General features: G+C 61.4%; 11 protein-coding genes. All 11 read right to left on the bottom strand.

All coding sequences use genetic code 11. The features are described from left to right. Positions 1-166: 166 nt before the first annotated feature. On the bottom strand, positions 167-655 hold the full coding sequence (locus HX869_RS25690) for an RDD family protein (RefSeq protein ID WP_003220044.1): 489 nt from the start codon (positions 653-655) through the stop codon (positions 167-169). Between the two features lie 95 nt (positions 656-750). After that, complete coding sequence (locus HX869_RS25685; protein WP_003220045.1) at positions 751-963, bottom strand: cold-shock protein; 213 nt, start codon at positions 961-963, stop codon at positions 751-753. 390 nt (positions 964-1,353) lie between these two features. Then, the gene (gene gcvT / locus HX869_RS25680; protein ID WP_003220046.1) at positions 1,354-2,478 is read right to left on the bottom strand and encodes a glycine cleavage system aminomethyltransferase GcvT; all 1,125 of its coding nucleotides are present in this window, start codon (positions 2,476-2,478) and stop codon (positions 1,354-1,356) included. 39 nt (positions 2,479-2,517) lie between these two features. After that, positions 2,518-3,894 (bottom strand): L-serine ammonia-lyase, encoded by a 1,377-nt coding sequence (locus tag HX869_RS25675; protein ID WP_178903830.1) that lies wholly within the window; start codon positions 3,892-3,894, stop codon positions 2,518-2,520. Between the two features lie 141 nt (positions 3,895-4,035). After that, positions 4,036-6,882: an aminomethyl-transferring glycine dehydrogenase gene (gcvP, locus tag HX869_RS25670; protein ID WP_003220048.1), complete on the bottom strand. Its 2,847-nt coding sequence runs from the start codon at positions 6,880-6,882 to the stop codon at positions 4,036-4,038. Positions 6,883-6,892: 10 nt separating this feature from the next. Beyond that, positions 6,893-7,276 (bottom strand): glycine cleavage system protein GcvH, encoded by a 384-nt coding sequence (gcvH, locus tag HX869_RS25665; RefSeq protein WP_003220049.1) that lies wholly within the window; start codon positions 7,274-7,276, stop codon positions 6,893-6,895. A gap of 402 nt (positions 7,277-7,678) precedes the next feature. Further along, positions 7,679-9,187, bottom strand: coding sequence for a sigma-54-dependent transcriptional regulator (locus HX869_RS25660; protein ID WP_102605962.1), 1,509 nt, complete (start codon positions 9,185-9,187; stop codon positions 7,679-7,681). Positions 9,188-9,371: 184 nt separating this feature from the next. Beyond that, on the bottom strand, positions 9,372-9,734 hold the full coding sequence (locus tag HX869_RS25655; protein WP_003220051.1) for a DUF5064 family protein: 363 nt from the start codon (positions 9,732-9,734) through the stop codon (positions 9,372-9,374). An 18-nt stretch (positions 9,735-9,752) separates the two neighbouring features. Next, complete coding sequence (gene arcC, locus HX869_RS25650; protein ID WP_087692649.1) at positions 9,753-10,682, bottom strand: carbamate kinase; 930 nt, start codon at positions 10,680-10,682, stop codon at positions 9,753-9,755. 64 nt (positions 10,683-10,746) lie between these two features. After that, the gene (locus HX869_RS25645) at positions 10,747-11,757 is read right to left on the bottom strand and encodes an ornithine carbamoyltransferase (protein WP_003220053.1); all 1,011 of its coding nucleotides are present in this window, start codon (positions 11,755-11,757) and stop codon (positions 10,747-10,749) included. A gap of 69 nt (positions 11,758-11,826) precedes the next feature. Next, on the bottom strand, positions 11,827-13,083 hold the full coding sequence (gene arcA / locus HX869_RS25640) for an arginine deiminase (RefSeq protein ID WP_003220054.1): 1,257 nt from the start codon (positions 13,081-13,083) through the stop codon (positions 11,827-11,829). Between the last annotated feature and the right edge of the window lie 15 nt (positions 13,084-13,098).

The raw sequence follows: 13,098 nt of genomic DNA, 5'->3' as shown, positions 1-13,098 counted from the left end.
CCACGGTCCAAAGCCGGAGTGAGGGCACTCCGAGCCTAGGCGAGGAGCCGAGTGGTGGGGCAAGAGCGTTTTGCTTACTTTTGCGCTTTTCAAAAGTGAGCCGCTGTAAAAGCGGAACCAATAGCGGCCATAACCGCAGCAACGGATATGCCCCCAACCTGAAAACCTACTTCTTTTTCTTCGGAACCCGCACCAACCGCGTATCCGAATAAATGTCATGCCAGCCACGTTTCTGCTTGTCGAACAACGACCAGATAAACCCAAGCCCCAGGCACAACCACGAAGCAATCGACACCACAAACCGCAACAACGCCTGCCACAGACTAATCCGCGACCCATCAGCGTTCTGCACCCGCACCCCCCAAACCTGCATCCCCAGGGTCTGCCCCGAGTGCGTCCAGAACTTGGCAAAAAACCCAAACAACACAAAAAACAAAATCGTCGACAACAGCGGATCACCATCCAGCGCGCCAGACTCAGACAGCGCCCGCAGCTTGGCCTCACCGACAAACCCCATCCACACCAGCTTGTAGATGAAGGCCGTGACGATCAGCAGGGCGGTGCACAACAGGAAGTCATAGAACATCGCTGCCAGACGACGGCCCAGGCCTACGGCGGGAAACTCGCCTTGGGGGCTCAGCAGGTGTTTCGACATGGCATGGCTCTCGGCAGGAAAAAAGCCATTTTACGGAAGAACGCCCATAAAAAAGCCCCTGATGTCATATCAGGGGCTTTTTGTCGCAGCAAGGATCAGCCTTCTGCTTGTACTTCGTCGGCTTGCATGCCTTTCTGGCCTTGCACCGCGATGAAGGTCACTTTCTGGCCTTCTTTCAGGCTTTTGAAGCCGTTGCCCTGAATAGCGCGGAAGTGGACGAACAGATCCGGACCGCTTTCTGGAGTGATAAAACCAAACCCTTTTTCGTCGTTAAACCACTTGACGGTACCGCTCTGACGATCAGCCATTTTCTTATTTCCTTGACGCAAAAAAATTAATGACAGCCCCTTTCACATGAAAGAGTACTGGGCTGGGTTGCAGGAAAGTAAGAGACGTCGAACGGGTTGTAGCAAACTTTGGCTACTGCCCAGGTCCAGGTTCAAAGCGACCCATGCAAACACAGTGGGCAAACTCTACGCCAACTAATACAGAAAAAACAAGCCCCGGCAAAACCCCAGGTTTTGCTCGGCCTCGTTACACTTCTGTCCACAATGTGGAACGCGTTTATTCGATAGAATTCGTCACTTGTTATAGGTGACTGAACATAACATTGACTATCGTCAATGCACTTTAATGTGGCGGTTGCGTTACAGATTAGTGCACGTTAACGCAACCGCGTTACTTATAGGAACAGTCAATCAACCACGGTAGTAACGTTGTGGTACGAATGGCATTTTACTTACACGTAGTGGCACCTTTTTCCCACGTACCAACGCAGATACTTCGGTATCCAGTGCGATGAAAGCGCTGTCCAGATAACCCATGGCCAGCGGGCCGCCCAGGCTCGGGCCAAAACCGCCGCTGCAGACGCTGCCGATCACGGTGCCATGTTCGTCGACGATTTCTGCGCCTTCACGGACCGGCGTGCGTTCCTGTGGCAACAGGCCTACGCGTTTGCGGCTGACGCCGGTTTGTTGCTGGGTGAAGATCGCATCGGCGCCCGGGAAGCCACCGGCGCGTGCGCCATCAGCACGACGGGCCTTGGAAATTGCCCACAACAGGCTGGCTTCAATCGGCGTGGTCTCGGTGTTCATGTCATGGCCATAAAGGCACAGGCCGGCTTCCAGGCGCAGGGAGTCGCGGGCGCCCAGGCCGATGGCCTGTACTTCGGTTTCGGCCAGCAGGCTGCGGGCCAGGGCCTCGGCGTTCGCGGCCGGTACCGAGATTTCGAAGCCGTCTTCGCCGGTGTAGCCCGAGCGGCTGACGTAGCAGTCCACGCCCAGCAGGCGGGTCGGCGCGAATTGCATGAAGGTCATGTGCTTGACCTCCGGCGCCAGGCGCGCCAGCACGCTGACGGCAGCCGGGCCTTGCAGGGCCAGCAGGGCGCGTTCCTCGAACAGTGGCTCGATGGTGCACTGGTCACCGATGTGCTGGCGCAGGTGGGCCAGGTCCTGGTCCTTGCAGGCGGCGTTGACCACCAGGAACAGTTCGTCGTTACCCAGGTTGGCGACCATCAGGTCATCGAGGATGCCGCCTTGCTCGTTGGTGAACATCGCATAACGCTGCATGCCCACCGGCAGGTCGATGATGTCCACCGGCACCAGGGTTTCCAGGGCCTTGGCGGCACCGGCGCCGGTCAGGCGGATCTGGCCCATGTGCGACACATCGAACAACCCGGCTTGTTCACGGGTGTGCAGGTGTTCTTTCATCACGCCCAGCGGGTATTGCACCGGCATGTCGTAGCCGGCGAAGGGCACCATGCGCGCGCCCAGTTCGATGTGCAGGGCGTGCAACGGGGTTTTCAACAGGGTTTCGGTGGACATATTCAGCTCCTGAAAAACGTGCGGACGCGCTTATAGGCGTCAGCACTCGATAATGTTGACCGCCAAACCGCCACGGGCGGTTTCCTTGTATTTGCTTTTCATGTCAGCGCCGGTCTGGCGCATGGTGCGGATGACCTTGTCGAGGGACACGAAGTGTTGCCCGTCGCCGCGCAGGGCCATGCGCACCGCATTGATGGCCTTGACCGAACCCATGGCGTTGCGCTCGATGCAGGGCACCTGCACCAGCCCGCCGATGGGGTCGCAGGTCAGGCCGAGGTTGTGTTCCATGCCGATCTCGGCGGCGTTCTCCACCTGGGAAACCGTACCGCCCAACACTTCGCACAGGGCGCCGGCGGCCATGGAACAGGCCACGCCGACTTCCCCCTGGCAGCCGACTTCGGCGCCGGAGATCGAGGCGTTTTCCTTGTACAGAATGCCGATGGCCGCGGCGGTGAGCAGGAAGCGCACCACGCCGTCTTCACTGGCCCCCGGGATAAAGCGCATGTAGTAGTGCAACACCGCCGGCACAATCCCGGCCGCCCCGTTGGTGGGCGCCGTCACCACGCGCCCGCCATTGGCGTTTTCTTCGTTGACCGCCAGGGCGTAGAGGTTGACCCAGTCCAGTACCGACAACGGGTCGCGCAGCGCCGATTCCGGGTGCTTGCACAGCTGGCGGTGCAGCGCGGCGGCGCGGCGCTTGACCTTCAGCCCTCCGGGCAAAATCCCTTCGTTGCGACAGCCCGCGTCCACGCAATCCTGCATCACCTGCCAGATCTTCAGCAGGCCGGCGCGGGTTTCCGCTTCCGGGCGCCAGGCGCTTTCATTGGTCAGCATCACCTGGCTGATGGACAGCCCATAGGTGGCGCAATGGCCGAGCAAGTCCTTGGCACTTTTGAACGGGAACGTCAGGGGCGTGGCGTCTTCGACAATCCGGTCGTGGCCGGCGGCGTCTTCATCCACCACAAACCCGCCGCCCACCGAGTAGTACTCGCGGCTGCGAATCTGCAAGCCGGCGGCGTCGAAGGCGCGGAAGATCATGCCGTTGGGATGATAGGGCAGGGGTTTGCGAATCATCGCCAGGTGTTCTTTCTCGTTGAACGCAATGCTGTGTTCGCCGAGCAGGTTCAAGCGTGCGTTGCCGCGAATTTCCAACAGGCGGGCGGCAACGGTTTCGGTGTTCACGGTATCCGGGTGCTCGCCTTCCAGGCCCAACAATACGGCCTTGTCACTGCCGTGGCCTTTGCCGGTGGCGCCGAGTGAGCCGTAGAGCTCCATCTTGACGCAGGTGGTGGCGCCCAGCAGGTTGTCGCGCTTCAGTCCCTCGACGAATCGAGCGGCAGCGCGCATCGGGCCGACGGTGTGAGAGCTGGAGGGGCCGATGCCAATCTTGAACAGGTCGAACACGCTTAAAGACATGGTTGTTCTCCGGTTTCTTATTATTGAACGGATGTACGCGGTCCAATGTGGGAGCGGGCTTGCTCGCGAAAGCGGTGGGTCAGTCACCAGATGTATCAACTGACACTCCGCATTCGCGAGCAAGCCCGCTCCCACATCAGGTTACGCGTAGCTCTCGATCGACGGGCAAGCGCACACCAGGTTGCGATCGCCAAACACGTTGTCGACCCGGCCAACCGGCGGCCAGTACTTGGCTTCGATCAACGACGCCACCGGGTACACCGCTTGTTCACGGCTGTATGGGTGGCTCCATTCGCCAACCAGTTCCGCGGCAGTGTGTGGCGCGTTTTTCAGCGGGTTGTCGTCTTTGTCCAGCGAGCCATTTTCCACCGCGCGGATTTCTTCGCGGATGGCGATCATCGCGTCGCAGAAGCGGTCCAGTTCTTCCCTGGATTCGCTTTCGGTCGGCTCGATCATCAGGGTGCCAGCCACCGGGAACGACATGGTCGGCGCATGGAAACCAAAGTCGATCAGGCGCTTGGCCACGTCATCCACGCTGATGCCGCTGCTGTCTTTCAACGGGCGCAGGTCAAGGATGCATTCGTGGGCCACCAGGCCGTTGCTGCCGGTGTACAGCACCGGGTAGTGCTCTTCCAGGCGACGGGAAATGTAGTTGGCGTTGAGGATCGCCAACTGCGAAGCGCGCTTGAGGCCCGCGCCGCCCATCATGCTGATGTACATCCAGGTGATCGGCAGGATGCTCGCGCTGCCGAACGGTGCGGCGCAGACCGCGCCTTCCTTGCGTTCCATCGCGGCATGGCCGGGCAGGAACGGCGTCAGGTGGGATTTGACGCCAATCGGGCCGACGCCCGGGCCGCCACCACCGTGGGGAATGCAGAAGGTCTTGTGCAGGTTCAGGTGGGATACATCGCCGCCGAACTTGCCCGGGGCGCAGAGGCCGACCATAGCGTTCATGTTGGCGCCGTCGATGTACACCTGGCCGCCGTTGTCGTGAATGATCCCGCAGATTTCGCGGATGCCTTCTTCGAACACGCCGTGGGTGGACGGGTAGGTGATCATCAGCGCAGCGAGGTGCTCGCGGTGCTCGATAGCCTTGGCACGCAGGTCTTCGATGTCGACGTTACCGCGTGCATCGCAGGCGGTGACCACCACGCGCATGCCGGCCATGTTGGCGGTGGCCGGGTTGGTGCCATGGGCCGACGACGGGATCAGGCAGATGTCGCGGCGTTCTTCGCCACGGCTCTGGTGATAGGCACGGATGGCCAGCAGGCCGGCGTATTCGCCCTGGGAACCGGCGTTCGGTTGCAGGGAAATCGCGTCGTAACCGGTGGCCGCGCAGAGCATGGCTTCCAGTTCGGTCGTCAGTTGCTGGTAGCCGGCGCTTTGCGAGGCCGGGGCGAACGGGTGCAGGGCACCGAACTCGGCCCAGGTCACCGGGATCATTTCGCTGGCGGCGTTGAGCTTCATGGTGCACGAGCCCAGCGGGATCATGGTGCGATCCAGGGCCAGGTCCTTGTCGGCCAGTTTGCGCAGGTAGCGCATCAGCTCGGTTTCGGAGTGGTAACGGTTGAACACCGGGTGGCTGAGAATTGGCGACTGGCGCAGCAGCGCGGCCGGCAGGGTGCTTTCAACGCTGGCAGCCAATGCGGCGAAGTCCGGCAGGGCTTTACCGCCGGCGAACACGCTCCACAGGGTTTCGATGTCGGCTTGGGAGGTGGTTTCGTCCACCGACAGGCCAACGCGTTCGCCGTCGACCACACGCAGGTTGATGCGCTGGGCGCGAGCCTTGTCGTGCAGGGCAGCAGTTTGCGCGCCGGTCTTGATGGTCAGGGTGTCGAAGAAGTGGGCTTGTTCAACTGCCAGGCCCAATGCGCCCAAGCCTTTGGCGAAGATCGCGGTCAGGTGGTGAATGCGGTTGGCAATCTGGGTCAGGCCTTTCGGGCCGTGGTACACGGCGTACATGCTGGCAATGTTGGCCAACAGCACTTGGGCGGTGCAGATGTTGCTGGTGGCCTTCTCGCGGCGGATATGTTGCTCGCGGGTCTGCATGGCCAGGCGCAGGGCCGGCTTGCCGAAACGGTCCACGGAGACGCCGACCAGGCGGCCCGGCATGTCGCGCTTGAACGCATCCTTGGTGGAGAAGTACGCCGCATGCGGGCCACCGAAGCCCAGCGGAACGCCGAAGCGTTGCGCGCTGCCGATGGCCACGTCGGCGCCGAACTCACCCGGCGGGGTCAGCAGGGTCAGGGCCAGCAGGTCGGCGGCCACGGCTACCAGCGCATTGGCGGCGTGGAAGCGCTCGGTCAGTTCGCGGTAGTCGAACACGTCACCGTTGCTGGCCGGGTATTGCAGCAGGGCGCCGAAGAAGGCGCTGACGTCGGTCAGTTCACGCTCGTCGCCCACCACCACGTCGATGCCCAGCGGCTCGGCACGGGTGCGCAATACGTCGAGGGTTTGCGGGTGGCTGTGCACGGAGGCGAAGAACGCGTTGCTGCCTTTGTTCTTGCTCAGGCGTTTGCAGAAGGTCATGGCTTCGGCAGCGGCGGTGGCTTCGTCCAACAGCGAGGCGTTGGCGATCGGCAGGCCGGTGAGGTCGCTGATCAGCGTCTGGAAGTTCAGCAACGACTCCAGGCGGCCCTGGGAAATTTCAGGCTGGTAAGGCGTGTAGGCGGTGTACCAGGCCGGGTTTTCCAGGAGGTTGCGCAGGATCGGCGACGGTGTGTGGCAGTTGTAGTAGCCCTGGCCGATGTAGGTCTTGAACAGCTCGTTCTTGGCGGCAATCGCCTTGATCGAAGCCAGTGCGTCGGCTTCGCTCAGGCCGTCGCTCAGGCCCAGCACAGCGGTGCCCTTGATGCTTTCCGGGATCACGCTGGCGCTCAAGGCTTCCAGGGAATCAAAGCCCAGGGTGGCGAGCATGTGTTGCTCGTCGTCCTGGCGCGGGCCGATGTGGCGGGCGATGAATTCGTTGGCGGTGGTCAGATTAGTCATGGCGCGCTCCTCAGGCTTCAGCGTTGGCTTTGATCAGGCGGTCATACGCATCCTGATCCAACAGCTTAGCTACTGCGTCGGCATCAGCCGGTTTAAAGCGGAAGAACCAGCCTTCGCCCATCGGGTCTTCGTTGACCAGCTCGGGGCTGCCGTCCAGCTTGTCGTTTACTTCGAGGACTTCGCCGTCCAATGGCATGTATACGCCGCTGGCGGCCTTGACCGATTCAACGGTGGAGGCTTCTGCCCCTTTGTCGTAGGACTGCAGCTCAGGCAGTTGCACGAAAACCACATCACCCAGCGCGTTCTGCGCAAAAGCGGTAATGCCCACGGTCACGCTGCCGTCGGCTTCGGCGCGCAGCCATTCGTGATCTTCAGTAAAGCGCAACTCGCTCATGGAAACTCCTCAGGGCCAGATTCGTCTGGTGGACGGGATTGGAATAATGGGGAGTTGCTTAGCAAAATTGCGGCCAATGTTTTTTTGTCGTTATAAAACAATTAGTTACTGATTATGGCGGGTGATGATCGGAAGGTGGTTGTAGCGATATCGCTACAGCTGGGCCGTTGAAAAAAAGACTATGAGGATCAAAGCCTTGCATCGCGACGCCTGGGACGGTGTGTATTGATATCGTTCCACTGTAGCGCTTTCAGTACAGGCGGAGGTCGCTTTTGAGGGCGCCGTAGATCAAATGTGGGAGCGGGCTTGCTCGCGAAAGCGGTATGTCAGTGCCGAATGTATTGACTGACCCAACGCATTCGCGAGCAAGCCCGCTCCCACATGTTGATCGCGTGCAGTCAGTCAGGGCTTGTTGGGAATGCCGTACTTGCGCAAGCGGTGGGCAATGGCGGTGTGGGAGGTTTGCAGGCGGCTGGCCAGCTGGCGCGTGGACGGATAGCTGACATAGAGCTTCTCCAGCAACCCGCGCTCGAAGTCTTCCACCGCCTGCTCCAGGCTGTCGACTTCACCATCGTTCTGCCGCGCCACCGAGGTGCCGGCGATGTCCAGGTCGCCGATGTCCACCAGGCTGCTTTCGCAAATGGCCGCGGCGCGGAAGATCACGTTCTGTAATTGCCGCACGTTGCCCGGCCAGCGGTTGCCCAGCAGCGCCGGGTAGGTGCCCGGCGCCAGGCGGCAGACCGGGCGCTGGATCTGCGCGCAGGCCTGCTGCATGAAGTAGCGGGCCAGCAGCAGGATGTCCTGGCCGCGCTCGCGCAGGGGCGGCACTTCGACGTTGAGCACGTTGAGGCGGTAGAACAGGTCTTCGCGGAAGGTGCCTTCGCTGACCATCTTTTCCAGGTCGCGGTGGGTGGCGCTGAGGATCCGCACATTGACCTTCACCTCACGGTCGCCGCCCACCCGGCGGAAGCTGCCGTCGTTGAGAAACCGCAGCAGCTTGGCCTGCAAGTACGGCGACATCTCGCCGATCTCGTCGAGGAACACCGTGCCCTGGTTGGCCAGTTCCATCAGCCCCGGCTTGCCGCCGCGCTGGGCACCGGTGAAGGCGCCGGGGGCGTAGCCGAACAGTTCGCTCTCGGCCAGGTTCTCCGGCAGCGCCGCGCAGTTCAGGGCCAGGAACGGCGCGCTGTGGCGTGCGCTGATGGCGTGGCAGGCACGGGCCACCAGCTCCTTGCCGGTGCCGGTCTCGCCCTGGATCAACAACGGTGCATCCAGCGCCGCCACCCGTTGCGCCCGCGCCTTGAGGGTGCGGATCGCCGGAGACTCGCCCAACAACGCGTCGAAACCTTCGGCGTGGTCATGGTGCAGCGCCGACAGTTGTTCGCCGATGCGGTTGGGTTGGTACAGGGTCAGCAGGGCGCCGGCGTCGGTGATCGGCGTGGCGTCCAGCAGCAGGGTCTGGCCGTTGACGCTGATTTCCCGCAGGGCCAGGCGAAAGCCGTGTTCCAGCAGGGTGGCCAGCAGGGTTGGGTCGTCGAACAGTTCGTTGATGCTTTCCCCGGCGGGTTCGCGACCGTACAAGGCGATCAGCGCCGGGTTGGCCAGCAGGATCTTGCCGGCGCTGTCCAGGGCCAGTACCGGGTCGGTCATGGCGGCGAGCAGGGCATCGAGTTGCAGGTGCTGGCGCTGGCCGGGGAGGATGTCGACCACGGTCACGGCTTGCACGCCGCGCACGCTGAACAGTGCATCACGCAGCTCTTCCAGTACCTCGGCGCTTAGGGTCGGGGCGTCGATGTAGACGTTGGGCGGAACCATTTCCACCGCATCCAGGTTCAGATTGCGCCCACCGAGCAAGGCCAGGACTTCCTGGGTGATGCCGACGCGGTCGATGAAGCTGACGTGGATACGCATGGGGCTGTTTTTGGTTCTGGCGAGCGAGAGGTGGCAAGTATGCCTGACCAGTGATGGAGATCAAAAATGTGGGAGCTGGCTTGCCTGCGATAGCGGTGGATCAGTCAATTAAGGTATTGACTGTCAGACCGCTATCGCAGGCAAGCCAGCTCCCACAGGGTTCGCCGGTGTTAATGAAATCGGGTTATTCGAGGTGTTCGGGTTTGACCGGATCCCCAGGCTTCACATCCAACTGATGGCGCACATCCTCAAACATCAAATCGTACTGCTTGTGCATCTGGCCATTGAGCACGGCAATCTTCGGCATGCCGTACTTCTGCGCGATGTTCATCGCCTGCCGGGCGAAGTCGAACGACTGGTCCTTGGGCAGGAAGAACTCTTCCTTGAGCTCCTTGCCCTGCACCGTGCCGTGCATCTTGAAGAGCATTCCCTTGCCTTCCTTTGGGTCCTGGCTGACTTCGTAGTCGATGCACAGGTTGTAGCTGTAGTCATCCTTGTTCAGCGCGTGGCGTTCGATGTGCAGGTGACCAGGTTCAAAGGTAGCCATAGGCGTTTCTCCTCTACTTCACAGGTAGGTGATGCCAGGTTTTGCGGTACTGATGCGGGTGCCGGCGCTGCCCTGGACGATCGCTTCGATGTCCGAGAGTGAACCGATCACTGCGGTTTTGCCAGTCTGGCGGGCGAACTCGCAGGCGGCCTGGACCTTGGGCCCCATGGAGCCGGCGGCGAAGCCGAGCTTTTCGATTTCGTCCGGGTGTGCCTGGCCGATGGCTTTCTGGGTGGGCTTGCCGAAGTCGATAAAGGCGGCATTGACGTCGGTGGCGATCACCAGCAAATCGGCGTCCAGTTGCCCGGCAAGCAAGGATGAGCACAGGTCTTTGTCGATCACGGCTTCAATGCCCTTGAGCTTGCCGTCTTCGCCATACATCGTCGGAATCCCGCCGCCGCCGGCGCAGATCACGATGCTGCCTTTTTCCAGCAACCACTGGATCGGGCGGATTTCAAAGATCCGCTTTGGCCGTGGGCTGGCCACCACGCGGCGATACTTGTCGCCATCGGGGGCAATCGCCCAGCCTTTTTCGGCGGCGAGTTTTTCCGCTTCGGCTTTGGAGTACACCGGGCCGATGGGTTTGGTCGGGTTCTGGAAGGCCGGGTCCTTGGCGTCCACTTCCACCTGGGTCAGCAGTGTGGCGAACGGCACTTCGAAGTCCAGCAGGTTGCCCAGTTCCTGTTCGATGATGTAGCCGATCATGCCTTCGGTTTCGGCTCCCAACACATCCAGCGGGTAAGGTGAAACCTGGGTGTAGGCGGCAGCCTGCAGCGACAGCAGGCCCACTTGCGGGCCATTGCCGTGGGCAATCACCAGCTCGTTGCCTTTGTGGATCTTGGCGATCTGTTCGGTGGCGATGCGGATATTGGCCCGTTGATTGTCTGCGGTCATGGGTTCACCACGGCGCAGAAGGGCGTTGCCGCCCAGTGCAACGACGATACGCATATAAGGTTGTCCTTCCAGAATCCAGCGTTGTGAACACCGGGCCAAATGTGGGAGCGGTATTGGTTTAGATATCCGCCAGCGCCGACACCAGGATCGCCTTGATGGTGTGCATGCGGTTTTCCGCCTGTTCAAAGGCAATGTTGGCCGGGGACTCAAACACTTCTTCGGTCACTTCCACGCCATTGGCCAGGTTTGGATAACGCGCGGCGATGTCCTTGCCGACCTTGGTTTCGCTGTTGTGGAACGCCGGCAGGCAGTGCATGAATTTCACGCGTGGATTGCCCGAGGCCTTCATCATCTTGGCGTTGACCTGGTACGGCAGCAGTTGCTCGATGCGCTCGTCCCACGCTTCCACCGGTTCGCCCATGGACACCCAGATATCGGTGTGGATGAAGTCCACGCCTTTCACCGCTTCCTTCGGGTCTTCGGTGATGGTGATGCGCGCGCCGCTTTCCTCGGCGAATGCCTGGCATTGCTTGATGAAGTCAGCATGGGGCCACAGGGCTTTAGGCGCGCCGATGCGCACGTCCATGCCCAGCTTGGCGCCGATCATCAGCAGCGAGTTGCCCATGTTGTAGCGGGCGTCGCCCAGGTAGGCGTAGCTGATGTCATGCAGCGGCTTGTCGCTGTGCTCGCGCATGGTCAGGGTGTCGGCGATCATCTGGGTGGGGTGGAATTCAGCGGTCAGGCCGTTGAACACCGGCACACCGGCGAACTTGGCCAGTTCTTCGACGATTTCCTGTTCAAAGCCACGGTACTCGATGGCATCGAACATCCGGCCGAGGACGCGGGCGGTGTCTTTCATGCTTTCTTTGTGGCCGATCTGCGACGACACCGGGTCGATGTAGGTGACGTGGGCACCCTGGTCATGGGCCGCCACTTCGAACGCGCAACGGGTGCGGGTCGAGGTTTTTTCGAAGATCAGCGCGATGTTTTTGCCCTTCAGGTGTGGACGCTCGGTGCCGGTGTATTTGGCGCGCTTGAGGTCGCGGGACAGGTCCAGCAGGTAGTGCAGCTCGCGAGTGGTGTGGTGCATCAGCGACAGCAGGCTGCGGTTGCGCATATTAAAAGCCATGGTGGATCTCCTTCTGTTTAGGTTATCCCCCTGGCCGGCGCCTTATGAGCGGCGGCCAGGGTTTGAATATCAGTAGTCGATTGGGTCGCGAATGATCGGGCAGGTCATGCAGTGGCCGCCGCCACGGCCACGGCCGAGTTCACCGGCGCTGATGGTGATGACTTCCACACCGGCCTTGCGCAGCAAGGTGTTGGTGTAGGTGTTGCGGTCGTAGCCGATCACCACGCCAGGCTCCACGGCCACTACGTTGTTGCCGTCATCCCACTGCTCGCGCTCGGCGGCGAAGCTGTTGCCGCCGGTTTCCACCACACGCAGGGCCTTGAGGTTCAGGGCGGCGGCGACGGTGTCGAGGAAGTTGGTTTTTTCGCGCTGGATGTCGATGCCGCCGGGCTTGGTCTCGTCCGGGCGCAGGGTGAAAGCGACGATCTGGTTGACCACTTCCGGGAAGATCGTGACCAGGTCGCGGTCGCAGAAGCTGAACACGGTGTCGAGGTGCATCGCCGCGCGGGATTTTGGCAGGCCGGCGACGATCACACGCTCCACGGCCTTGTGCTTGAACAGGTTCAGGGCGAGTTGGCCGATGGCCTGGCGCGAGGAACGCTCGCCCATGCCGATCAACACCACGCCGTTACCAATCGGCATCACGTCGCCGCCTTCCAGGGTGGCGTTGCCGTGTTCCTGGTCAGGGTCGCCGTACCACACCTGGAAGTCCGCGTTGGTGAACTCGGGGTGGAATTTGTAGATGGCGCTGGCCAGCAGGGTTTCCTGGCGTCGCGCCGGCCAGTACATCGGGTTCAGCGTCACGCCACCGTAGATCCAGCAGGTGGTGTCGCGGGTGAACTGGGTGTTGGGCAGCGGTGGCAGAATGAAACTTGAGTGGCCGAGGAAATCGCGGAACATCTCGATGGTCTTGCCACCGAAACTGCTCGGCAGGTCATCGGCCGACACGCCACCGATCAGGTACTCGGCGACCTTGCGCGGCTCCAGGCTGCGCAGCCACGAGCTGACCTCATTGACCAGCCCCAGGCCCACCTGGTTGGCGGTGATCTTGCGCTCCAGGATCCAGTCCAGCGCTTCGGGGATGGCGACGATGTCGGTCAGCAGGTTGTGCATTTCCAGCACATCGATGTCGCGCTCGCGCATCTTGGTCACGAAGTCGAAGTGGTCGCGCTTGGCCTGGGCTACCCACAGCACGTCATCGAACAGCAGTTCATCGCAGTTGTTTGGGGTCAGCCGCTGGTGGGCCAAACCTGGGGAGCACACCATGACTTTGCGCAGTTTGCCGGCTTCGGAATGTACGCCGTACTTCACTTTTTCCGTGGTCATTACAGATCCTCCAGT

It is taken from the genome of Pseudomonas sp. P7779, from assembly GCF_013386315.1.
GTDB lineage: Bacteria > Pseudomonadota > Gammaproteobacteria > Pseudomonadales > Pseudomonadaceae > Aquipseudomonas.
This window is presented reverse-complemented; position numbering and strand designations above follow the sequence as displayed.

What these genes read in the sequence shown, in the direction of transcription:
- HX869_RS25690 (WP_003220044.1), bottom strand. Translation starts at nt 655, where the DNA reads ATGTCGAAACACCTGCTGAGCCCCCAAGGCGAGTTTCCCGCCGTAGGC.
- HX869_RS25660 (WP_102605962.1), bottom strand. Translation starts at nt 9,187, where the DNA reads ATGCGTATCCACGTCAGCTTCATCGACCGCGTCGGCATCACCCAGGAA.
- HX869_RS25685 (WP_003220045.1), bottom strand. Translation starts at nt 963, where the DNA reads ATGGCTGATCGTCAGAGCGGTACCGTCAAGTGGTTTAACGACGAAAAA.
- gcvP (WP_003220048.1), bottom strand. Translation starts at nt 6,882, where the DNA reads ATGACTAATCTGACCACCGCCAACGAATTCATCGCCCGCCACATCGGC.
- HX869_RS25675 (WP_178903830.1), bottom strand. Translation starts at nt 3,894, where the DNA reads ATGTCTTTAAGCGTGTTCGACCTGTTCAAGATTGGCATCGGCCCCTCC.
- gcvT (WP_003220046.1), bottom strand. Translation starts at nt 2,478, where the DNA reads ATGTCCACCGAAACCCTGTTGAAAACCCCGTTGCACGCCCTGCACATC.
- gcvH (WP_003220049.1), bottom strand. Translation starts at nt 7,276, where the DNA reads ATGAGCGAGTTGCGCTTTACTGAAGATCACGAATGGCTGCGCGCCGAA.
- HX869_RS25645 (WP_003220053.1), bottom strand. Translation starts at nt 11,757, where the DNA reads ATGGCTTTTAATATGCGCAACCGCAGCCTGCTGTCGCTGATGCACCAC.
- arcC (WP_087692649.1), bottom strand. Translation starts at nt 10,682, where the DNA reads ATGCGTATCGTCGTTGCACTGGGCGGCAACGCCCTTCTGCGCCGTGGT.
- HX869_RS25655 (WP_003220051.1), bottom strand. Translation starts at nt 9,734, where the DNA reads ATGGCTACCTTTGAACCTGGTCACCTGCACATCGAACGCCACGCGCTG.
- arcA (WP_003220054.1), bottom strand. Translation starts at nt 13,083, where the DNA reads ATGACCACGGAAAAAGTGAAGTACGGCGTACATTCCGAAGCCGGCAAA.